Consider the following 23,572-nt stretch of genomic DNA (forward strand, 5'->3'; position numbering starts at 1 on the left):
AGTGAGGCATGGACGCTCTGCCCACGGTTTCAGTAGTCATTCCAGCCTACAATCATGCGGAGTATATTCTGGCATGTCTCGACTCTGTTTTCCAACAGACCTTTGATGACTTCGAAATCATCGTCATCAATGATGGCTCAACAGACGCCACCGATTTGCGGTTGCGCCCGCTTGTGGCGAATGGCAAAATCCGCTATTCGACACAGCATAACTCAGGACAGGCCGTCGCCCGAAATCGCGGTCTCGCGCAGGCCAGGGGCCGGTATGTTGCGTTTCTGGACGATGATGACCTATGGCCCCCGGGCAAGCTCGCGTGGCAGGTTGAGATGCTGGATCAACATCCGTGGACCGGTGTCGCTGGCACCGTTGCGCTCATGGATGCGGGCGATACCGACGTTGCATCTGAACAGTTCGAACCACGCACCATCACTGCCTCTACCGTCCTGGGGCAAAACCCGTTCCGCTCGCCCGGGCAATTTCTGGTGCGCACTGAATCACTTCGCAACTTGGGAGGGTTCGACTCCTCACTCTGGGGATGTGACGACATGGATCTCTGGATCCGGCTTGCGGCGGCTGGGGCACTGGTGCTAGTAGACCGCCCGGCCCTAGTTTACCGCCGCCATCTGGCGGGTGCATCAAACAACACTCGCAGAATGCTCGAGAACGGATCAAAAGTCATTGCGAAGAACTCGCGCCTGATCCCCAGGAACGCCCGTAAGGAAGCGATTCGGAATGCGCATCACTGGCTCTACCGCAACTATGGGCGGCCCCTGCTTCTTGCCGCAGCAAAAAAGCCCCGGACTTACGCTGACTTGCTGCTCTTCTTGAGAATCTTCATGGTACCGCTCAGTCTGGACAGGCAACTCGCCCTTCAGTTCTACCTTGATGCAGTGGTTCCTTTCATGAGGAAGACCCTATTCCGCCCCCTCCTGCAAAAGTGATTTCGGTCGTGATCTGCACCCACAACGCGCGGGTCGGCCACCTGACCCGGGTGATTGACGCGCTCAAACTACAGACGCTGAGCACGCAGCAGTGGGAGTTGCTTGTGGTTGACAATGCATCCACGCCTCCCGTCGAACCGCTTTTGGACCTTCGCTGGCACCCTTGTGCACGCATTGTCAGGGAGGAAACTCTCGGTCTTACCTATGCCCGCTTGCGTGGCATCAAGGAAATGAAAGGCACCCTTGTGCTATTCGTCGATGACGACAACGTTCTGGACTCAAACTACTTGGAGAATCTTGCTGACCTTGCGGCAAAGCGACCATATATCGCGGCCTTTGGAGCAAACGTCTCCGGCGAGTTTGAGTCCTCGCCGCCCCCTTGGTATGACGGACTCCTGGGTTGGTTGGCGATTGTGAAAACTAAACGCGACATTTGGGGAAACAGCTACAACCTCGAGCAGCTTCCCGTAGGGGCTGGCTTGTGTGTTCGCAGAGACGTCGCAGATGCATACACGACGGCCCTGGCTTCCAGCCCCATTAGACTGTCTTTAGACCGGTGCGGCAGCAGCCTCACCTCCGGGGGGGATACCGACATCGTACTCACCGCGATCGACATGGGGTTTGGTGCCGGCGTCTTCACTTCGCTCCATCTGACCCACCTCATTCCCTCAGAACGCCTTACAAAGAAATACCTGCTCCAGCTTGCTGAAGCGATGGCTTTTTCGAAGGAATTGCGCGGGCGGATTGGAAGAGGTCCACTCGATCCAGAGCCTGGCTGGCGTCGGAGACTGCTAGACCTTTTCAAACGTCCATTGGTATCCTCATTTGAACGCAAAATGCTGGATGCCCGCCACCGCGGAAAAGCACGGGCAGCCCGCGAACTTTCCAACTCCGGATTCAGATCACAACACAACTGAACCGGTACCCCGTACGCTAAATGTCTGATGCGATCATCACCATTGAAAACATTGGCAAGATGTACAATCTTCGCCACGCAGGTCAGTCCCAAAGCTACACCGCATTCCGAGATGTATTGGCGGGCAGGTTTAAGCGCATGATCGGTTTGGGAGGTCCCAAATCACCAACTCAAACCCGCGAAGAATTCTGGGCCGTTCGTGACATTTCACTGCAAATCAAGTCCGGCGAAGTTGTCGGCATCATTGGTCGGAATGGAGCAGGCAAGTCAACCTTGCTGAAAATTCTCAGCCGCATCACTGAACCCACCTGCGGCCGCGTCACTTTGGGAGGCAGAATTGCCAGCCTTCTTGAAGTAGGGACAGGATTTCACTCTGAGCTGACTGGGAGGGAGAACATCTATCTCAATGGTGCCATCCTCGGGATGTCCATGGCAGAGATCAGGTCCAAGTTTGATACCATCGTGGACTTCGCAGATGTGTCGAGATTCCTGGACACTCCTGTAAAGCACTACAGCAGCGGCATGTATTTGAGGCTGGCGTTTGCCATCGCAGCCCACTTGGATCCGGAGATTCTCGTGGTCGATGAGGTGCTGGCTGTGGGGGACGCCGAATTTCAAAAAAGGTGTCTCGGTAAGATGAAGGACGTCGCGAAAAGCGGTCGCACAGTCCTCTTTGTCAGCCACCAGCTCAATGCTGTGGCGACCCTCTGCACCCGTTGCGTGTGCCTCGTCAAAGGGAAGGTCGTGGATGACGGAACTCCAGACGACGTCATCAATGGCTACCTTTCAGATCAAACCTCCACCGAGGCTGAATGGACCCTGCAGAATGAAGACGGGCCGTCCAATCCGGGCTTTACCCCGACACGGTTGGCGCTGGTCAACGAGTCGCTTGGTCTCTTGGGCAAATCCATCCGTGCGAACCAGCGAATTGGAGTGCTCATAGAGGGGCAGGTTGAAGCCCCTAATCCTATGGTCACGATTGGGTTCGTGGTTTACGCACAAAGTGGGGAAACCCTGTGGTGGTCCCTTCACACCGACACTGCGCCAGACCAATGGCCCCTCATCAAACGCGGCCAAAACAGACTTTTGGCATGGCTTCCAGAACACTGGTTGAATGAAGGAGGGTACCGGATCGAACTGGTGGCTCTGGTGCATTCCGCACAGTGGATCAGTCAGCCCATGGTCAACGCCCCCACCGTGAGCTTTGAGATTCGCGGCGGCTTGAGCGAATCCCCCTACTGGCACCACGTCCGGCCAGGGTTGATGGCGCCTGTTGTTTCATTCGAGTCAGTCTAACTACTTATTTCCTATCCATATGGTTTCTAACCTCATTTATGACGTTGGCATGCACAGTGGTGAGGACACAGCCTACTATCTGGACAAAGGATACAATGTGGTCGCCATTGATGCAGACCCGGATCTGATCGCCGCTGCAAGGATACGGTTTGCCAAGGATGTCGAGGAAGCACGATTGACGATCGTGGAGGCAGCGGTTGCGAAAGAAGAAGGTGTGGCCACTTTTTGGATTTGCGATGAGGTGAAGGTGCTGAACTCGTTTGACCGGGAACAGGCTTCGAAGCTGGGGAACCCTTGCCGTCCCATCGAAGTAAAAACTCTGCCCATGCGAAACCTGTTCCAGCGACATGGCGTTCCCTACTACCTCAAGGTGGATATAGAAGGCTATGACCATGTGGCTGTTGCTGACATCGACATCTCCGACCGTCCGAAGTATGTTTCGATGGAGGTCACCTCTGCTGATGACTTTTTCCTCCTTAAAGAAAAAGGCTACACGAAATTTAAATGCATCCAACAAGGAGTGTTTACGCAGAAACTAGTGGAGACCGTTTCGATCCGCAGAGCCTTCAGTAGATTCGTGCGCCCTTTCAAGTCCAGCCCTGCGATCAATAGCTTGCGCAATACGTTAGCCAAGTTTCGCAAGCCTCCCGCAAGTCCCACAACTTCCACGGGCTGGAGCTTCTCGGTGTGTTCCACCGGGCCATTTGGCGAGGACACCCCCGGAGAATGGCAGTCCATGGAGGAGGCGCTTCACGCCTGGCTTGACCACCACTACAAAGACGTGCTCGGCTACAAAACCTGGTTCGACATTCACGCAACTGTCGACTAGCTGGTGATTGAGGCTGCGGGCATCATTGCGACATTCACGCAACTGTGCCCCGCGAAAACCACTCACTCATTGAGCATCAAATGATTGAGCAGGATCTCCCGTGAATTCACAGATCTCACTTCTCATTCCCGCCTACAACGCGGCTCCATTCATAGGAAACCTCATTGCGGACGCCAGGGCCCAGTCGCCACAATTTTCTGAGATCCTCGTATACGACGACGCCAGCACTGACTCCACAGCGGAGGTTGCAACTTCACTGGGGGTCGATCGCGTGATTTCCGGCAAAATAAACCGCGGGGCCGCGCACGCCCGCAATCAACTGATCGAGGCGGCCTCTTGCCCTTGGGTGCATTTCCACGATGCGGACGACAGGCTCGACAAAGACTATCTGCAGATTGTCACTGCGGCCACCCCGAAGCTCGATGAATTCCTGTTTTGTGGGATGCGCATCTACCACGTCGGCTCTCAAAAGCACGGCCCCTCGTATGAGTTCACCCACCTCAACGGGGAAAACAATCTCGGAGTTTTTTTGAAGAACAACCTCCCAATGGGTTGCGGGCTCTACCCCACGGAATCCCTGCGCCGTATCAACGGATTCAGGGAGGGGATTCGCGGCGGAGAGGATTTCGACCTCCACATTAGGCTGATATTGTCCGGCACATGCTTCAGAGCCATTCCCGAAGTGCTATGCACCTATTGCCGGTACGGGAACATCACGTTCACGGAAACGAACCTCCACCAGCTCCAGTCCGATGTGTTGACGGTGTACGAGAAGTACCTTCAGGAGCTGCCTGCCAAGTACCAACCTGTCGTGGGCGAACTGCTCATGGAGCATGCCTACAAACTCTACGCCAACCGGCAGTTTGCTGAAGCCACCCAGGCGATAAAACTCGCAAAATCAGCGGGGAGAAACACGGTCTCCAGCTCGCATGCCTTTCTCCGCCTCCTCTCTGGCACAATCGGAGTCGGGCCAGTTTTTCGTCTTCGCAGTGTGTCGAACCGACTGCGGCAATGGCTCGCCCCCCGATCTTCCTAGAAGGCTCCATGAAGCCTTTCCCTCTAATTCATATCCAGATATCCAGATGATTGCCGCCTACTGGCACCAGTTCCAAATGTGGCTGAAATCCATGACGCGGATGGTGCCAATGCCTTTGATGGTCATGTCCAGCCCAGCGTGGCGCATGCGCAACCACCATGCCAACCTGATACTAACCAATCCACTGTGGGAGCGCGCCTTGCGACTGTCCGCCCTTTTGTCAGATCCGCTGGAAGTGGTGCTTGTCCCGGTGCGATCAGACACTCACAACACCTCTGAACTCGAGCTCCTGGCTCTGGGCTCCATGGTTGCGCAACTGAAGGCCACAAACGTCTTTGAAATTGGCACCTTTGATGGCAGAACCACCCGCACACTGGCCGCAAATATTGCGCCAGAAGGCCGGGTCTGGACGCTCAATCTGCCTCCCGGACAGGACGCCAATGACAGCGGGAAAGTCAACGTAGACTCCCAGTTGAACCTGAAGGTCACCAGCGGTTGCCGCTTCGCAGGCACTTCCCAGGCCGCCAGCATCACCCAACTCTACGGGGACTCGGCAAACTTCGACTTCTCTCCGCACGTGGAAATGATGGACATGGTGTTCATTGACGGGTCCCATACCAAGGAATATGTGGCCAATGACACCGCCGTAGCCTTGCGACTGCTCTCGCCTGCCGGCGGCCTTGTCGTATGGCATGATGCTCCATACTACGGTGTGGTCGAGTACTTGAAAGAACGCATCGCTGAAGGATGGCCCCTGCATTGGATTGAGGGCACAACGCTTGCCGTGGCCTACGTGAAGAATGGGCAACCAGTCCCCATTCCGTCCCCCCTTTCACGGAGCAGCCCGATGCCGCCCGCATCTGCTTGAGGTGAATTCAGAAAAGAATACCGGCCCATTTCTGACAAAGGAACGCGCGACCTCAGGCAAACGGCATCAAAATGAATCATCCACTATGATCCGGCGTGTCTCCACGTATTGATGTTGCGGCATGCGTTGCTGCCGGGCTACTTTGCATTCTACCAACCTGAGTTCCCCTCTTGCAAAAAGACCGCACATCCGCCATCTGCACCTGCGTAGAAGGTGACTATCACTACGGTCTCGCGGCCTTGGTCAATGCCCTCGTCGTTCACGGGTTTCAGGGTGACATCCGCGTCTTGTACCGGCCTCCCCTCCCCCCATGGGTCGGGTCATCTTCGGGCATATTCGAGGTGCCACCCGTCACTCTGCATTTTGACATTGCGGAAAGTCCCGCCTTTCTCGCTTCGCAGAAAGCAGACTACATGTTGTCACTGTTGGACAAGTATGAACACTTGACCTCCATCTCCTACTTTGATCCAGATATTGTTCCAGGGGCTCCCTGGAGCTTCTTTGAATCCTGGATGAGAGACGGCGTGGCCCTCTGTGAAGACAACTGTTTCGGCCTCATGGGCTCCAACCATTTCATCCGCAAGGAGTGGGCAAAATTCGCCGCACAGCAACTTGGCCGTGAGGTGACCCATGAACTGAGCCGGTCGTTCAACAGCGGCTTCGTAGGCGTGCGCCGCGAACATCGCTCATTGCTGGAAGATTGGAAAAACGCGACGCAACATCTGCCCAATATCGGCATCGGCATTTCCGCATTCAAGCCAGGCACCCGGCGTGATCCCTTCTTTGGGACAGATCAAGACACCTTGAACGTCGCGTGCATGATCAATCCGTCTCCTCTATCGACACTCGGGATGGAGGGGATGGGATTCACGCCTGGAATGGACGTCATGTGGCATGCTGTTGACAACCCCAAGCCATGGAGACGTCGATACCTCGGGAGCCTGCTGCGGCACGGCACACGGGTGCCAGCAGCACACCGGGAATTCTGGCGTCATGCGAACGGGGTCATTCGACCTTGGACCGCGGGCCAGGTCCTGCTGCGCCAGCTCGATCTGAAACTCGCCGCAGCCGTGAGCCGGTTCTACCATAGCGCTTGAGCCGGCAACACTCCGGCCTCAGCGTTTCAAGTCATCCATTCATGGGCAAAACTCGACTGCTCTTCGTCGGACTGGCACCGATCCAGAACGCCAGACCCTTTCGCCTGCTGTCCCAACACACCGGTCTGGAGACCGAAGTGCTCTACCTGAAGGCCTCTGCAGAAGACATGTCCGGCGAGGAATTTCTGAACAAGGCCGCCTTCGACACGACCCGCCTTGATGGCTACCAGCAGCGGGTTGCACGCCCTCTGGCAGGAAATCGTTCCTCAGGGCCCCTGCTCGGACTTTCCCTTGATCCATGGCATCTTGCGGCCAGTCATGACATCATCGTGGTCTATGGGCATTTCCTTGTCAGCTACTGGCTCGCCATCCTTTCCGCAAAATGGCACCGGCGACGGCTCATTCTCTCGACGGATGCCACATCCATGCGCGGGTCGGTTCGCTCGGGAGGCTGGAAGCTGCGTCTGAAGCCGCTCATTTTCCGCTGGCTGTACAACCATCTCGCGGACGGCGTTTTTGTTTCCTCGACCTCATCCCGTCTATTCCTGGAGCAGCTTGGCGTAAGGCCGGATCGCATCACCGTCACCCCCTACGTGGTCGATGAGGAGCATATTCACAACGTCTCCGCCAGCACGGATGTCGCCTTGATGCGCGAGAAGCTCGAGATCCCCCAGGAGCATGTGGTCTTCGTTTTCTGCGCCAAGTTCCTCCCCCGAAAACGCCCTCTCGACGCCATCCTTGCCATGGCCCAATTGAACCGTCCCAATGCCTCTCTGCTCATGATTGGGTCCGGCCCGCTCGACGGAGAGCTTCGTTCCAAGGTCACAGAACTCGGGCTGGAGAAGTCCGTGAAGTTTGCCGGCCTCGTCAAATACAGTGATCTTCCCACCTACTACACGGCCTCCGACGTCCTTGTTTTCTGTTCAGACCACGAACCTTACGGACTGCCGGTCAACGAGATGATGCTTTGCGGGCATCCCGTCATCGTGTCAGATTGCATCGGAGCAGGTCCGGATCTTGTGGAAGAAGGTATCACGGGCTGGACCTACCCGGTGGGGGACGTTTCAAGCCTTGTGGAAAAGATGCGCGAGGCTGTCGATGACCGGAGCGCCCTTCCCTCCATGGGAGCACACGCACGCAAGAAGGCGGAGGCTTGGAGCAGTGAACTGAATGCCTCCCGCCAGGTTGATTACTTTCATCGCGAAGGATGGCTCACTGTCCCGGATCAGCACCCTGCCTAAGTCTCCCGCCATCCCTCTTCACTTCCCCCCCTGCGATTTGAAGCCTCTCATCGCTTATTTCATCAGCCACCCCAACCAGTACCACTCGCCCATGCTGCGGCACTTGGCGGAACAGGGGTTTAGGTTGCACGTGTTCTACAATACGACGGACGGTGCCACTGAGTATTTTGACCCCGGGTTCAACCAGTCCCTGACGTGGGATGTTCCTCTGCTGGAAGGCTATTCGTTTACCGTCCTTGCCTCCCACGGATTCTGGAATCAACTCCGAGAGTGCTCTGCTGCCCTGCAAACATCCGGGGCAGGGATTCTCTGGATACATGGGTGGGGTTGTTCATTTACCCGGGCGGCGTGGCTTGCCGGCTGGCGGGAGCGCTTGCCTGTCATGCTCCGGGGAGAGGCGAGCCTGCCCTGCGTCAAAGGAGGGCCCATCCGGAGGGCTGCTCACAAACTGCTGTTTTCCTTCTGGTTTCGTTTTGTTGACCGGTTCCTTGCCATTGGCTCGGCCAATCAGCAGTTCTACCAAGCCTATGGTGTCCCCAGCGAGAAGATCTCTCTCACCCCCTATGCGGTGGACAATGAGTTCTTTCGCCAACGCTGTGCCCGAGCTGAGGAGAAGACTCCAGCACTTCGCACCAGTCTGCATCTTCGCCCGGATCAGAAAGTGGCCCTGTTTGTCGGGCGCCTCATCCCTGAGAAGGCTGTGGACGTCCTTTTGCGAGCTTGGCAGACGCTGCAGGACCTCCACTTGTTGAGCGAGCCTCCCGTGCTTGTTCTGGCGGGTGACGGCCCTCTCCAGCAATCCCTCGAGCTTTCCCTCTCCCCGGAGATCCGGCCGTTCGTTCGCTTTGCCGGGTTCCTCAACCAGACGCAACTGCCATCATACTATGCCCTCTGCGATGCGCTGATTCTTCCTTCCCGATTCGAACCCTGGGGAGTTGTCGTCAACGAGGCCATGAATGCGGGCAAGCCCGTCATCCTGTCCGATGTTGTCGGCTCCGGCCAGGATCTTGTGGTTCAAGGCAAGAATGGCGTCATTTTTCCCTCAGGAAACGCCCCCGCCCTCGCGAAAGCAGTCGCCCAGGTGTTCGGCACAGAGGAGATCAGGAGAACGGCCAGCACGCTGAGCAGAGAACAAGTGGAACACTGGGACTTCGACGCCATTGCGCAGGGTCTGGAACACGCGCTGAGCGCCTTCCCGCCGTCTCCTGCCGCAGCCCAGGATCCTGCCATGGCGGAAGGCAACATCGCTCAGGACAACTCGCACGAGGGCGGCGTCTTTCTCGCCTATTCAGGGTTCCATGAAATACCTCAAATGGCCCTGGCCGCCCACGAAGCCGGGCTTCTTGATGCCTACTATTGCACCGTCTACAGCGGTGCTGGCACCTGGGGAAGCGCATTTTCCCGCGTTCGCAACATTGTCACCGTGGACGCCCTTGGAGGGGATCTGATTCCTCCAGCCAAGGTTATCGAAAACCCCTGGCCCGTGGTGGTTCGTCAACTGGGAAACAGAATGGGCACCTGCCGGCCAGGCACCCCATGGGATACATCACGCTGGTTTGGCCAGGCGGCGGCAGCGATTCTTCGGAGGAAGAAGCCCGCGCTGGTCGTCGGCGCGGAGTCCTGCTCGGAGACGCTGTTCGAGGCCGCAAAGCGACAGGGAGCCATGTGCCTGCTGGATTGCCACGGCATACCCGTACCCTTTCTCGAAGCAACCATGAATGCTGCGGCCGGGGAACTGGGGCTGCCTCCTCCCGCGCCACGGGAAACCCAGGACATGAGCCGGAGCAAGGAGCGGGAACGGGAACTGGCCGATATCATTGTGCTCTGTTCCGCCCTACAGCGTGACCTTCACGCCCAACTCGGCACGCCCGCAGAGAAGCTTCGTGCGGTGCCGCTCTGGGTGGATACCAACCTCTGGCATACGAAGGGACGACCTGTGACGGCTCCTGTGGCCCCCCTCAAGGTACTTTTTGCGGGAGCAGGCATCCTGGCGAAGGGCTTGCCTTACCTGTTGCTCGCCCTCCAACCACTAGGAGACGCGGTGACGCTGACCATCGTGGGGAATGTATCCCCCGACATGCAGCCCTTCCTCAACGTCCTCCGGCGTCCTCCAGACGTCATTCCCTATGCTCCAAAGAGCAAGCTCCGCGAACAGTACTGGTCGCATGACATCTTGGTCATGCCGTCATTGGGAGACTCTTTTGGCTTTGTCGCCATCGAAGCGATGGCCTGTGGCATGCCAGTCATTGCCACGGACCATTGTGGAGTGCCGCTTCCTTCCCCGGATTGGAGAGTACCCGCCCGCTCATCCACGGCGATCAGCTCCCGCATTCAGTGGTACCTCAACGATTTCTCGAGAGTGGGTCAGGACAGCGCAGAGGCGGCGAGTTTTGCCGCGAGTTTTCCTCCCTCCAAATATCGCGCCCAGATTCGCGAAATCTATGCCGAACTGCTTGCCCGCCACCGGTAGTCATCGGGCAATGAGGCCATGCGTATTCTGCAGATCATACCCAATCTTCCCTCAGTCAGTTGCGGAGTAGGGGACTACGCCCGCCTCCTTTCAGAAAATCTGGCGGGAGAACACGCCATCAGCTCACAGTTCCTTGTTCCTTTGCAGACGGGGTCACCTTCGCATCATCCCGCGCCACCGTCAGGCTATCACTACGCTGCCAGCAGCGGAGCGTCTCTGCTCGAGAGCTTGGAAACGCTATACCCGGATATTGATGCGGTTGTCCTCCAGTTCTCCCCCTATGGCTACCAGCAACGAGGGATCCCTTTCGGCCTCTTGAAAGCCTTGCAGGCGTTGCTTCACCGGCACCCGGGACTGACGCTCCACACCATGTTTCACGAGCTATACGCCACCGGCCCAATCACGACCAGTGCCTTCTGGCTTGGCTTTTTGCAGAAGCAAATCATCCGGCGCCTCGCGAGGCTGTCTCACCGCAGGTTCACGAACCGCAGCTTGTACGCTCGATGGATTGAATCGGTCTCCCCGCAGCATTCTTCTCCGGTCGCTGCCATCCCCGTCTTCTCCAATCTCGGAGAGGCTCTGCGCCCCCCGCTCCCTTCGTCGCGGCCGGCTGCCATGACGTTGTTCCGATCTGGACTCCGTTCGGAAGTAGACTGGGAGACTCTCCAACCACACTGGGAGGCTGCTCAAGTCTCTCAAATCCATTTTATCGGGCGGGGCAACGATCTGAATCCCCCTCCGGGATTCCCCCTCACAGTCATCAATCACGGCCACCTTCCAGCCTCGCAAGTGACGTCCCTGTTGCAACAAACCCGCTTGGGCTATCTGGACTACTACCCCGGCTATCTCGGGAAATCAGGGATCTTTGCCGCCTACGCCGCCCACGGGATTCCCACCCTCTTGAAGAAGGACGCTGCGTCGACTGAGGATGGACTACAGAAAGGGATGCACTACACTCTCGTGGAGAGCACCGCGATCCCCTTGCCCGCGCTGAATGCCCTTTCCGCCCACGCCTTGACGTGGTATGCACCCCACAGCCTGCATGCCACCACAAACTTGTATGCCGCTGCGCTGCAACCGTGATGATCTTCACCCTTTGGAAAAATCGCCAGCGGCCTCCGCTCTTCCATCCCCTTTGGTGGAAAGCATGGGCCAAACGCGGTCTCCAGTTCATCCCTCTTCTGCAGCAGTGGGCGCTGCACGCCCGCTTGCGCTGCCACCGCGCCACGATCTCGTCTTCAGCATTTGTTTCCAGTACCAAGGGCTTTTCTGCTGATCTCTCCCAGCTCAAAATTGGGGAGGACACCTTTGTCGGCCGGGTGGAACTTTCAGTCGTCTCTCCCATCACGCTCGGGCGCTCCGTTTGCATCAATGATGGGGCAAAGCTTCTCACTGGCAGCCACGATCCTTCTCATCCCTCCTGGCGCTCCATCAGTGCCCCCATCACGGTGGGCGACTTTGCCTGGATCGGCACCAACGCTTTGATTCTCCCAGGCGTCACCATCGGCGAGGGGGCAGTCGTCGGCGCGGGGGCGGTGGTTGCCAAAGATGTGAGTCCATACACCATCGTCGTCGGCAATCCCGCCCGGCCCGTTCCCAAGACACGATGCGAGTCGCTCAACTACCGCCCGGCTGCGATGGTCGCAGTCTACGCCGCCTGGCTACCGCTCGCTGATCGCTCCTAACCCGTTGGCGTTCCGGCGCTTTTAACTCAATTTCCCCCTAGTATGTTTTCCTCAGGAGCCCGTCTCGGCCTTGCAGAGATGCTCGTTATCGCCGCCATCGGTGGCACGATCATTTTCCTTTTGTCCTTCTTCAAATGGAAGCTGGCCGTCAAAACAGCCTTTGTGCTGGTTCTCTTCGAGGGCGCCATTCGCAAATGGGTCCTTCCTGGTCAGCAGGAGGTGGTCTATTTCATCAAGGACTTCGTTCTCGCTGGAGCGTACGTGCGTTTTTTCCTCTTTCCTGACCCTGAAGTCCGGGCACGGAACCTGGCCGCGCCTTTGTTCCTTGTTTCACTCCTTTGCGCGATCGTTGCGATCTCAGCGATCAACCCAAACATTCAGTCAGCCCTCATCGCCATCTATGGCCTGAAGATCTACTTCTATTATATCCCGCTCGCTTTCATGATTCCCCATCTGTATCGGAATCATGAGGACCTCACTCGGGGGATCACCCGGTACGCGTTGATCGCCACCCCAATTTGTCTGCTCGGGATAGCTCAATTCGCGGTACCGAGTTCGAGCATTCTGAATATCTACGCAGAGAACTTGGAGGATTCAGTCATCACCACATTCGCGGGGACTTCAACGGCGCGTATCACCGGCACCTTCTCCTACCTGACTGGACACACGACATTTGTTGTCATCTCTTTCGCACTCCATCTTTGCCTGCTGGGCACCAAGCAACCCCGCTATCGCTGGTTCTGGTTGGTGGCAAATTTACCATTGCTGATCGCGAATGCCTTCATGGGTGGGTCCCGGGCTTGCGTTGTCTCGATTGTTTCCATCACCCTGGGTTACATGGCACTCGGACTGATGTACGGCGGCAAGCAGTTGTTCAACAGGATCTGGGTGGTGGCCGTGGCCGCTGTTGTAGCATCATTGGTGAGCCTCGTCATTTTCAGCGAAGCGCTGGATCAGTGGAAGACGCGACACTTGAATGCCTCCGACACCTATTGGGAACGAATCTACAGCGGGCCAATGAAATCGCTGACGGAAGCGATGGACTCGAACGGGATGCTGGGATTTGGCATCGGTGTTTCGCACCCTGTCAGCTATCGCCTCCGGTCTGCTCTAGATCTCCCGCCAGCTCTCCGGGAACCGCCTATGTTTGACACGGAACCGGCACGTGTCCTGGTAGAGTTGGGCGTGGCCGGGTTCCTCGCATGGTACGCGTTGCGGCTCTTGGTGCTCAAGAACACTTTCACCACCTTCAAACTCCTCCCCACTGGCGACCTCAAGTCATTGGTTCTTGCCGCGCTTCTCATCCAGCCTCCTTTCTTCCTCATGTCCATGGTGTTGAATCACACGGCAAGCTTCCTTCTTTGGGGGGCCTATGGCCTTTCGTTAACCCCATGGTTGAGTCAGGCTCATCCCATGAGAAATCGTTCCAGTCCCAGCCCCACGCCAGCCGGAACGGGCCCGGCCGCGGCGACACCTGCATTTCCTAATCGCCGCCCCTCCAGATGAAGGAGCCGGTCACAGCAGTGGTACCCGCATGCAACCGCAAGGAGGCGACTCTGCGCACCCTTGCGGTCATTGCGTCCTGTGATCCGGCTCCAGTTGAAGTGATCGTTCATATCGATGGGGGAAACAATGAAATGGAACAGGCCATTCAGGCCGCTCATCCCGCCGTCAAGATCCTCAAGAGTGATCAACTGCTGGGTCCGGGAGGCTCCAGAAATGCTCTGGTCCACGCGGCCCAGACAAAATGGGTGGCAAACTTTGATGACGATTCATTTCCTGAGACGCCGGACTATTTCGCAAGGATCCAGAGGCTGGTGAACATCGAGCCTCTCGCCGCCATGTTCAGTGCCGCAAGCCAGCCGTCTGAAACTCAGTTCCCAGGCTTGATGCGCCTGGGCGTTTTTTCAGGGTGTGGCTGCGTTTACAACAAAGAATGGTTCATGAAGACACAGGGCTATGTCCCACTCCCCATTGCCTACTGCATGGAAGAGGTGGACCTCAGCCTCCAGTTGCACGCTTTGGGGGGCATCATGGTTCACGATCCTGAACTGCGGGTGGTTCACGATCGCAAACCCGTGACCACCCCTGACGAGGTGCTTCATGCGGGCATTATTGCCAATACCGCCCTCCTGCCGTTCCTGCGGTTCCCCATTTACCTCTGGCCCGTGGGCCTGCTTCAGCTTGCCAGCAGGATTGTGGCTTCAGTTCGGGCCGGGTGGCATGCTGGCCTCCTGGCCGGCATCTTCTCGATTCCCCGTCATCTGTTTAGACATCGCAGGTTTAGAAAGACTGAATCCGGCACCGCAGTGATCTCCTGGCTGATCTTGCGACGATCCATGCACCCTCTGGTCGCCGGTGGCCCCCGCAGCCTGGTTCAGGATCCCACTTCGTGACTGCCAACGCCGAAGAATCCGCTGCACAGCCTCTCATCATTCTGGCTGGCACCTACCCCCCCGAGCGCCTTGCCAGCATGGAGCGCTACATGCGATTGGTTGAAAAAGCCCTGCGTGACTCCGGCCAGAGTGTGCTGACCTTGCAACCCCGCGAGCGGTTTGGCCAGGCAGGCCGCCGCTTCCCTCATCTGGCCAAGATCTCGACCTATGTCGACAAGTACATCCTATTTCCTAAAACTCTGACACGCGAGGTTGCCCGTCACGGACGGTCACGTCGCGTATTGCTTCATGTCCTCGATCAGGGAAATTCGTTGTACGTCAGAGGATTCACCCAGTGCCCTGTTGTGGTCACCTGCCACGACCTCATCGCTGCGAAATCACGTCTTCGACAGCACGAAGGAGTTCGTCGCAATAGCTTCGGTCAGTGGCACCACCAGCGCAATCTGGACGCGATGCTGACAGCAGACACCATCGTCTGCGCATCAGACAAGACACTCACGGACTGCCGGGAATTCGCGGGGAGACTTCACCGCCCGCCTCATCTCACCCGCGTTTACAATCCACTCTCCCCAGAATTTGAAACCCCATTGCCGGTTGCCCCAGCCGCAAGCGCCCCCTTCCTGCTCCATGTTGGCAACAGCGCCTGGTATAAGAACCGGATTGGACTCTTGCATATCTATGCCGCACTGAGGCCACTGCTGGACACCCCTCTTCCGCTCCATCTCTATGGTGAGCCTTTGCGGCACGAGGAAACATGCCTGATCCACAGTATGGGGCTCGATCAATCTGTCTTCAGCCACCCATCCCCCTCGGATGGGGAGATCCACCTCGCCTACCATCAAGCCGAAGCACTTGTGTTTCCATCATTGGAGGAGGGATTCGGCTGGCCCCCCCTTGAAGCAATGGCCTGTGGATGTCCCGTATTCGCCTCGAACCGCCCGCCCCTCACGGAAATTGGAGGCACTGCAATCCAGTACTTCGACCCTGAAAAACCTGCGGAGGCGGCCCAGGTGATTGCCTCCAAACTCAAGTTGGGCAGTGTCTGGCGCACAGCCCAGGGTGAACTCGGCCGGAAGCGTGCAGCCCAGTTCAGCCTCACTCAGTTCGCTGATGAGCTGAACGCAGTGTACCGGTCAACCCTCAACCGCCCCGTTGTGTAGATCATCCAACGCCGAAGGACTTGCCCTGGTGAAAATCCTCCATCTCATCCACTCGGTCAATCCCGCCCATGGCGGGACCACGACGGCGGTCCAGACTTTGGCAGGTGCTTGTCAGGCCCTGGGACACCCCTCCCTGACAGTGACGCTCGACGCGCCAACAGCAGAGTGGAAAAGCAGTTGGCAAACTCCTCTGCATTTCGCAGGTCCTGGACATACTCACTATGGTTGGAGCCCAAGACTCCTGCCCGCATTGCGCAAGTTGTCATCGGATGTGGACTTGGTCATCGTGCACGGTCTTTGGCAGTTTCATGCTTCGGCAGCCCGCATGCTCCGGCAAAAGGATGGCGTGCCCTATGTGGTTGCCCCTCATGGGATGCTCGATCCTTGGGCTCTAAAGCAATCTCTGCTCAAGCGAATTCTAAAGACCGTCAACTGGGCCCTCGTCACCCGACGAGTCCTTCAAGAAGCGTCTGCATTCTGGTTTACCACCGAAAATGAACGCGATTCCGCCGCCCCCGCCTTGTTAGGAATTTCTGCAGACCGGCGGGTGGCGTCATTGGGGGTGGACGCGCCCCCGGCCGCGCCTTCGGTCCTGAAGAGTGGGTGGCAGGAAAGGCATCCAGAACTTGCAAACCGAACCGTGCTTCTCCATCTCGGCCGACTTCATCCCAAGAAAGGCTGCGATCTCCTGATCGAAGGTTTTGCAGCCTGGGTCAACAGGTGCGCCATTCCACGAGATTCGTGGCCTCACCTCCGGTTTGCGGGTCCTCCTGTGTCCGCTCAATACCTTGAACACCTGCAGCGCTTGTGCGCACGTCATCAATTGGAATTGCATCGCGACGTGACGTTTGCAGGCATGGTCACCGGTACGGCCAAGTGGCAGGAATTGGCAGCAGCCGCCGCACTTGTCCTGCCTTCATTTCAGGAGAACTTTGGGCTGGTCGTTGGCGAGGCCATGGCCTGTGGCACCCCTGCCCTGCTCTCAGACAAAGTCAACATCTGCGACTTGATCACCGGGGCTCAAGCCGGACTCTCCGCAGAAGCCAGCATATCAGGCGTCTGCTCGCTGCTGGAAAGGTGGTTTGCCATGGACGCCACGGCCCGCTCAAGCATGCAAAAGAACGCGAAGGAGCTTTACGACTCCCGTCTCCGCCCTCAGGCAGCAGGCGAATCCTTCTTGAAGGCAGTGACCCCCTACGCCCGTTGAGACGGCAATCGGTTTCATGAAACTATCCGCCATCACTCCGCTTGTGCTGACCTGGAACGAAGCGCCGAACATTGCCCGGTGCCTTGAGCCTCTGGCAGGCTTTGAACGGGTGCTGGTTTTGGACAGCTTCAGCACTGATGAAACTGTAGAAATTGCCCGGAGTTTCCCAAACGTTGACCTGGTTCAACACCGTTTCGAATCATTCGCCAAACAGTGCAACCATGGATTGTCGTTGATCGCTTCCGAGTGGGTGCTCTCCATGGATGCGGACTATGTGGCGAACTCAGCTTTCATCGCCGAACTGACGCGGTTGGACAATTCCGATGGCGTTGTAGGGTACAGCGTGCCATTTCGTTACTGTATCGCCGGCCATCCGCTGCGGGGCACCCTCTATCCACCACGAACCTGCCTTTACCGAAGGGCTGCGGCCAGCTACTTGGACGACGGTCATGGCCATCGCGTCCATCTCAATGGGCCGATATCTGCATTACAGACTCCCCTGGCACACGACGACAGGAAAAGCCTGTCCCGCTGGCTTTCTGTTCAACTCAGCTATGCGGTCCTGGAATGTGACAAGTTATCCCTGGCCAGCTGGAGCAAACTCAACTGGCCTGATCGCCTGCGGCGCAGTTGCATTTTTGCACCCATCGCCATTTTGTTTTACTGCCTGATCTTCAAGGGACTCATCCTTGATGGGTGGCGCGGCTGGTTCTACACTCTACAGCGTGTCTTCGCGGAGGTGCTGCTCGCGCTTCATCTCCTTGCACGTCGGCTCGCGTAGATTGCTACGGACATCAACATCTAAACGACAGGTCGAACTGCCACCCATTTGACTACGCTTCTTGTCATCCCTTGCTTCCGTGAAAGCACCCGATTGCGCCCGTTCCTGACGGAGCTCTGTACTGAGATGCAGCAACTGGGCGGCGTGTCCATTTTGGCCGTAGATGATGGAAGCGGTGGAGATGAACCAGAGCGCCTTTGCGCACTCATTGACGAGTTCCGCATCCATTTCCCGTTCCTGCGCCCAACTCTCCAACTTCCTGAGAACATCGGAAAAGGAGGCACAGTATACGCGGGCTGGCAGGCTCACGACAATGAGAACTGGCTTATGTTCGCCGATGCTGACGGCGCAGTGCCGGCCCGGGAGATTGCACGGCTCATTCGATCCGCCCGGGCAGAATCCAGCCTGGGGCTGCACAACCACGCATGGTTTGCCTCTCGCATCAAAATGCTGGGCCGGAACGTGAGGCGGCTTCTTCACCGCCACCTCGTCGGACGGGTGTATGCAACGCTCGTATCGGAGCTTCTCCACGTGCCCGTCTATGACTCTCAATGCGGATGCAAGCTGGTGCCTCGGTCTGCCTTTGAACAGATCTCCCCCATGCTCACCACCTCTGGATTTGCTTTTGATGTGGACCTCATGATGGCACTGGTGCACACGCAGGTCCCAATCGTTGAATTCCCGGTGGACTGGACCGAGATCCCTGGAGGCAAGATTCACCTGTTCCGCGATTCCTTCAGAATGTTCCGCGACGTCTGGCGTCTGCGTTCGAAGTGGTCCTCGATTGTCTGATGAGCTCCTCTTCCCTCTCTGAGAGCGAGCTGATTTCCAAGGCAGCTCCCCCTAAGGATGACGACGGCATGCAATGGCTGTTTTTGTTGGCCATGGCGCTTGTTTTCAACTCTCATCTAGAAGAGTTTCATCTTCGGCCTTGGCTGGCTGGTGACGGCCTTCTTGGCAATGCCATGTTTTTTGTGCTTTCGGGATACCGGGTATCCCTCAGTCTTTCTCGCCGGGCAACAGGCATCGTTCCCTATTTGCAACGACGTCTGCTTCGCATCTATCCCACCGTGTGGCTGGTGACGCTCACTCTCGGCCTCACTGCTGGATGGCTGACTTTCAATAGCACGATTCATGATGTCGTGCGCCTTCTGTTCTGGCCTACGCGTTTCACTTACATCACATGGATCGTTCCTGCCTACATTCTGCTTTTCTTCATTGAGCGCTGCCGCCCCAATCTTGCGACCCGCAGCGCATTCTGCCTCGGACTCTTCAGCGCCTTCCTGGCCTTAAGTTGGACGGAACCAACACCCCGCATGCTGTCAGATGTCTCAGGAAGCATTTACTTCCTCCTCTTTCTTTCCTTGGTGCTTGCGGGAACCCTCCTTGCCAATACCTCCATCTGGCGCAAGCCCGGGTGGCTTCTTCCCTGTACGGCTCTTGCAATGATTGTTTTGTACTTCGCCGTGAAACTCCAAGCGGCTCTCACTGGAAACTGGTCGTGGTTTGCCGTGATTCTGGGTCTCGGCGGAATAGGAGGTCTCCTGGTAGTGGCCGCTGGACTTCCGGGGCGGATCTTCGCTCCTCTGAAACACGTTCCAGGACTGTCAGCCTGTGCAGCTTTTGTGGCGCAGCACTCCCTTGAGATCTACACCATCCACAGTGTCGTCATCGAGTGGAAGTGGCTACCTCGAAGCTACTTTCCTTCGGGTATCGCCATTGCAGTCGTGGTCACGGCCCTCCTCGCATTGATCTACGGTCATACGCTAAAACGTCTGTTGCCAGCTGCACGCTTGCCATAGGACGGGATTGAGCCGTGTCTCTTTTGCAATATCTGAACAGCCTTCGATCTGCACCTCCTTCCCCCCCTTCTCAATCAACTCTCTCTTCTACCTACATGAGCTCCACATCCCTCATCACTGTCTGCGGCGCCGGCGGATTCATCGGCGGGCACCTGATTGCCGATCTTCGCCGTCAGGGGCACACTCAACTTCGTGCAGTGGACCTCAAACCTGTGGACCAGTGGTATCAGCGCTTCGACGACGTCGAGAATCTGCAGCTTGATCTCGCTGAGAAGGAGGCCTGCCTGAAGTCGGTCGCAGGAGCCCACACGGTTTACAATCTCGCCGCCGATATGGGCGGAATGGGTTTCATTGAGAACAACAAGGCTCTCTGCATGCTGAGTGTTTTGATCAACACCCATCTCCTCGTGGCCTGCCGTGAGCACGGAGTGGAGCGCTACTTCTACGCCTCCTCGGCCTGCGTCTACAATGCCGAAAAGCAGCTTCGGCCCGATATTCCTGCTCTCAAGGAGGCCGATGCCTACCCTGGAATGCCGGAAGACGGATATGGCTGGGAAAAGCTCTTTAGCGAAAGAATGTGCCGCCATTTCAGGGAAGACTTTGGCATCCACACCCGTGTGGCCCGTTATCACAACGTCTATGGACCACACGGCACCTTCGCCGGCGGTCGTGAGAAGGCTCCTGCCGCCATTTGCCGCAAGGTGGTTGACGCAAAGCTCAACAACCTCACTGACATCGAAATTTGGGGGGACGGCAACCAAACCCGCAGTTTCATGTACATCGATGACTGCCTGTGGGGCACGCAAACGCTTCTGAACAGCGATTTCGTTGAACCCATTAACATCGGCAGCGCCGAGATGGTTTCCATCAACCAGCTCGTGGACATCGTAGAGGAGATCGCTGGCATCAAACTCCAGCGAAATTACAACCTCTCCGCCCCCAAGGGTGTGGCAGGCCGCAGTAGTGACAACACTCTGATCAAGCAGGTGTTCAACTGGGAGCCGTCCACCCGGCTGCGCGACGGCCTGGAAAAAACGTACGCCTGGATCTACGACCAGATGCGCTCCGGCACCCTTGTTTACTGAACTGTTCGCAATTGATCCATGGCGAGAATCCTCCTGCTCAATCAGTGCTTCTACCCGGACCACGCATCCACCGCCCAGCATCTTACAGATCTGGCACTGGGCCTCCGTGAAGCTGGTCATGAAGTGTGGGCGCTCTCTGCCAGGCGCTCCTATGACCGGCCCGAGGTGTTGTACCCTGCATCTGAAGTGTGGAAAGACATCCACATCACCCGGATATCGAGTCTGGGATTGGGCAAAAAGAGCATCCTCCGCCGGATCTTGGACTCCCTCAGTTTCTGGTGCAACGCCGCCTCCAGACTTCTCACCGTTCCGCGGCCAGATCTCATCATCTGCCTCACTTCACCTCCCATGGTGTCCACATTGGGGGGACTGGCGGGCGTCATCCGGAGGACTCCTCTGGCCCACTGGGTCATGGACCTCAACCCTGATGAAGCTGTCGCCGCGGGAATCCTGCGGAAGGGCTCCGTCCCAGAACGAGTTCTGGATTACCTGGTGACATGGAGTTTCAAGCGCGCCAGTCTCGTGGTGGCGCTTGATCGGTTCATGGAAAAACGGCTAGTCGGAAAGGGGATCGATCCCAGAGCCATCTTCACGGCTCCCCCATGGTCACATGACGATGCCGTTCGCTTTGACCCTGAAGCAAGAATGGCGTTTCGCGAACGACACGGATTGACTGGAAAGTTCGTCGTCATGTACTCGGGCAATCACAGTCCCTGCCATCCTCTCCAGACCGTTCTCGAAGCCGCCCGGACCTTGGCAGACGAATCCGACATACAGTTCGTCTTCATTGGCGGCGGCGGCGGGTTGCCCGGTGCGAAGAACTTCGTTCAAACTCATCAGCTGAGGAATTTCCAGTTCCTGCCCTACCAGCCGCTTGAAGCTGTGGCTGGATCGTTGTCCTCGGCCGATCTGCATCTGGTTTCCATGGGAGATCCTTTTGTTGGAATCGTTCATCCCTGCAAGGTTTACAATGTCCTGCGCCTGGGCATTCCCTTTCTGTTCTCGGGTCCTTCGGACTCTCACCTTGGTGATCTGGTGGCCAGGATCGGAGATGAATCCCTGGGTCACGGTGTCAGGCATGGCGATGTGGAAAGCACCGTCCGGGCAATTCGCCATTGCCGCGATGCCCGCATGGCGCTTCCTGTCTCGAAATTGCAGTCGTTGGCTCAAGATTTTTCGGCAGAGAAACTGCAGAACGAATTGGTGGCACGCATCAACGTGGCGGCGGGAGCCAACTAGGTCTGCTTAATCCTGATTTTTGATTCTTCTTCAATGACCTCCCCCAGTTTGAGCATTGTTGACATTGGAGTGCCTTTACCACGGGTGCCTTCGCTGATGATGTGGCTTGTCTTTTCAGGCGCCATCTTGGTCAGTGCCATCGGCACCTGGCTCATCATCCGCCAGAAGTCTGGCATTGGCATGGATCATCCGGATCAACATCGGAAGCTGCATGCAACCCCGGTGCCCCGCTTGGGTGGCCTTCCCGTCTTCGTAGCGCTCTGCCTGGGTTTCGCGTTTGCAACATGGTGGCTTCCTGACTTCTTCGCTCAATGGTGGCCGATCATTCTCACCAATCTGCTCATTTTTTCGGTGGGATTCGCCGATGATCTGCGCCCCCTGGGAGCGCGAGTCAAGCTGGTCGGTCAGATCGGAGCCGCATGCATCCTGTACGCTCTTGGGATTTCGATCGACAACTTGTCCAACCCGTTCGGTGATGGTCAAATTGTTCTGGGATGGTGGGGCCTGCCAATCACCCTGCTCTGGCTCATTTCCATCCCCAACATCATCAATCTCATCGATGGGATGGACGGCCTGGCCACAGGCTTTGGTCTGTTCCTCAGTTTGACACTCGCGTTTATTGGGCACTTTGCCAGGATGCCAGACGTCGTGCTCATCTCCGTGGTCATGAGTGGGGCCCTCATGGGCTTTTTGGTCTTCAATCTGCCGCCAGCCCGCATCTTCCTCGGGGATGGAGGAGCCTACCTCATTGGCTTCTTCGTGGCCTCGGTCTCCCTCCTTTCCTCCAACAAGGGGACGATCATCGCTTCCCTACTGGTGGTGATTATCGCTCTTGGTGTGCCAATCCTTGACACGCTGTTTGCCATTATCCGCCGGCTCCTCCGTGGTGTGCCCATCTTTCGCGCCGACGCACAGCACATTCACCACCGGCTCATGTTGCTTGGCTTCAGCAAGGCCAAGGCTCTCATTGCGCTTTACACGGTTTGCCTGGTGCTCAGCCTTTTTGGCATCAGTCTGTTCTGGAACCGTGGGCTTTCTCTTCCGATCGCTACGGCGGCCTTGTTCCTCCTTGGGTTGGGAGCAGCCCGCTACCTCGGCTACGTTCGCAGCTGGCGGGAAGTACGGGCCCAGTTTAGAGAGGCCCTCAATCGACGCCGGGACATGCTCTACACTGCGGCCTATGGCAAGGTTTTGGAGTGGGAGGCCGAAAGGTCGATGGAAGCGGATGAGTTCCTCATGCTCTTCCGTCTGGGCACAGAGCGCATCGGTGTAAAGCTCGCGCCCGAAACAGGATTTCGATCCGTGGAATTCTCCCTCATCACCGACCTGACGTGCCGCCTCTATGTGCCGGATGACACCGACATGGCCGACCGCTGGGTAGCCAAGGCGGATCAGCTCATTCCTGCACTCAATCTCGCCACCGAGAGATGGGGCCGCCTTGCCGGTATTGAGTTTGCGCCAAGAGCAGATTCGATAGAGGCCCTGCCCCCTGCTTCGACAAAAGTGAACTCCACCCCCTAGTA

General features: G+C 57.2%; 21 protein-coding genes. All 21 read left to right on the forward strand.

The annotated features are described in order from the left end of the window. Positions 1-8 precede the first annotated feature (8 nt). The 21 genes from BV106_RS34815 (at position 9) to BV106_RS34820 (ending at position 23,570) form a co-directional block, all read left to right on the forward strand. Positions 9-941: a glycosyltransferase family A protein gene (locus BV106_RS34815; RefSeq protein ID WP_051944588.1), complete on the forward strand. Its 933-nt coding sequence runs from the start codon at positions 9-11 to the stop codon at positions 939-941. After that, positions 938-1,858 (forward strand): glycosyltransferase, encoded by a 921-nt coding sequence (locus BV106_RS00250; RefSeq protein WP_038158637.1) that lies wholly within the window; start codon positions 938-940, stop codon positions 1,856-1,858. Before BV106_RS34815 ends, BV106_RS00250 begins: the two co-directional genes overlap by 4 nt. Before the next feature lie 20 nt (positions 1,859-1,878). Further along, positions 1,879-3,153, forward strand: a complete 1,275-nt coding sequence (locus BV106_RS39155; protein WP_038158640.1) for an ABC transporter ATP-binding protein — start codon at positions 1,879-1,881, stop codon at positions 3,151-3,153. Positions 3,154-3,172: 19 nt separating this feature from the next. Continuing rightward, complete coding sequence (locus BV106_RS00260; RefSeq protein WP_038158643.1) at positions 3,173-3,982, forward strand: FkbM family methyltransferase; 810 nt, start codon at positions 3,173-3,175, stop codon at positions 3,980-3,982. Between the two features lie 100 nt (positions 3,983-4,082). Continuing rightward, entirely contained in the window at positions 4,083-5,018 is a 936-nt protein-coding gene (locus BV106_RS00265) for a glycosyltransferase family A protein (protein WP_038158646.1), read from the forward strand. A 124-nt stretch (positions 5,019-5,142) separates the two neighbouring features. After that, positions 5,143-5,886, forward strand: a complete 744-nt coding sequence (locus tag BV106_RS00270; protein ID WP_265595167.1) for a class I SAM-dependent methyltransferase — start codon at positions 5,143-5,145, stop codon at positions 5,884-5,886. 170 nt (positions 5,887-6,056) lie between these two features. Continuing rightward, complete coding sequence (locus tag BV106_RS00275; protein ID WP_038158653.1) at positions 6,057-6,983, forward strand: hypothetical protein; 927 nt, start codon at positions 6,057-6,059, stop codon at positions 6,981-6,983. Positions 6,984-7,024: 41 nt separating this feature from the next. Continuing rightward, positions 7,025-8,224: a glycosyltransferase family 4 protein gene (locus BV106_RS00280; RefSeq protein ID WP_038158658.1), complete on the forward strand. Its 1,200-nt coding sequence runs from the start codon at positions 7,025-7,027 to the stop codon at positions 8,222-8,224. 37 nt (positions 8,225-8,261) lie between these two features. After that, entirely contained in the window at positions 8,262-10,694 is a 2,433-nt protein-coding gene (locus BV106_RS00285; protein WP_038158661.1) for a glycosyltransferase family 4 protein, read from the forward strand. Positions 10,695-10,712: 18 nt separating this feature from the next. Then, positions 10,713-11,777 (forward strand): hypothetical protein, encoded by a 1,065-nt coding sequence (locus BV106_RS00290; RefSeq protein WP_038158665.1) that lies wholly within the window; start codon positions 10,713-10,715, stop codon positions 11,775-11,777. Continuing rightward, on the forward strand, positions 11,777-12,379 hold the full coding sequence (locus BV106_RS39160) for a DapH/DapD/GlmU-related protein (RefSeq protein ID WP_038158667.1): 603 nt from the start codon (positions 11,777-11,779) through the stop codon (positions 12,377-12,379). Before BV106_RS00290 ends, BV106_RS39160 begins: the two co-directional genes overlap by 1 nt. Positions 12,380-12,421: 42 nt before the next feature. Continuing rightward, positions 12,422-13,885 carry a hypothetical protein gene (locus tag BV106_RS00300; protein ID WP_038158671.1) on the forward strand — a complete coding sequence of 488 codons (1,464 nt, stop codon included), beginning with the start codon at positions 12,422-12,424 and terminating at the stop codon, positions 13,883-13,885. Beyond that, on the forward strand, positions 13,882-14,775 hold the full coding sequence (locus BV106_RS00305) for a glycosyltransferase family A protein (RefSeq protein ID WP_051944590.1): 894 nt from the start codon (positions 13,882-13,884) through the stop codon (positions 14,773-14,775). Before BV106_RS00300 ends, BV106_RS00305 begins: the two co-directional genes overlap by 4 nt. After that, the gene (locus BV106_RS00310) at positions 14,772-15,935 is read left to right on the forward strand and encodes a glycosyltransferase family 1 protein (RefSeq protein ID WP_038158674.1); all 1,164 of its coding nucleotides are present in this window, start codon (positions 14,772-14,774) and stop codon (positions 15,933-15,935) included. Before BV106_RS00305 ends, BV106_RS00310 begins: the two co-directional genes overlap by 4 nt. A gap of 373 nt (positions 15,936-16,308) precedes the next feature. Further along, positions 16,309-17,142, forward strand: coding sequence for a glycosyltransferase (locus BV106_RS00315; protein WP_265595180.1), 834 nt, complete (start codon positions 16,309-16,311; stop codon positions 17,140-17,142). 16 nt (positions 17,143-17,158) lie between these two features. Continuing rightward, entirely contained in the window at positions 17,159-17,923 is a 765-nt protein-coding gene (locus BV106_RS00320; RefSeq protein WP_265595168.1) for a glycosyltransferase family 2 protein, read from the forward strand. A 48-nt stretch (positions 17,924-17,971) separates the two neighbouring features. Beyond that, positions 17,972-18,715, forward strand: a complete 744-nt coding sequence (locus BV106_RS00325) for a glycosyltransferase (protein WP_081891394.1) — start codon at positions 17,972-17,974, stop codon at positions 18,713-18,715. 68 nt (positions 18,716-18,783) lie between these two features. Then, positions 18,784-19,725: an acyltransferase family protein gene (locus tag BV106_RS00330; protein ID WP_265595169.1), complete on the forward strand. Its 942-nt coding sequence runs from the start codon at positions 18,784-18,786 to the stop codon at positions 19,723-19,725. A gap of 95 nt (positions 19,726-19,820) precedes the next feature. After that, positions 19,821-20,810 carry an NAD-dependent epimerase/dehydratase family protein gene (locus BV106_RS00335; protein WP_038158687.1) on the forward strand — a complete coding sequence of 330 codons (990 nt, stop codon included), beginning with the start codon at positions 19,821-19,823 and terminating at the stop codon, positions 20,808-20,810. Between the two features lie 18 nt (positions 20,811-20,828). Further along, complete coding sequence (locus BV106_RS00340; RefSeq protein WP_038158690.1) at positions 20,829-22,049, forward strand: glycosyltransferase family 4 protein; 1,221 nt, start codon at positions 20,829-20,831, stop codon at positions 22,047-22,049. Positions 22,050-22,082: 33 nt separating this feature from the next. Beyond that, positions 22,083-23,570 (forward strand): MraY family glycosyltransferase, encoded by a 1,488-nt coding sequence (locus BV106_RS34820; RefSeq protein ID WP_081891395.1) that lies wholly within the window; start codon positions 22,083-22,085, stop codon positions 23,568-23,570. Positions 23,571-23,572 lie beyond the last annotated feature (2 nt).

It is taken from the genome of Verrucomicrobium sp. BvORR106 (assembly GCF_000739655.1).
In the GTDB taxonomy this organism is placed as follows: domain Bacteria; phylum Verrucomicrobiota; class Verrucomicrobiia; order Verrucomicrobiales; family Verrucomicrobiaceae; genus Verrucomicrobium.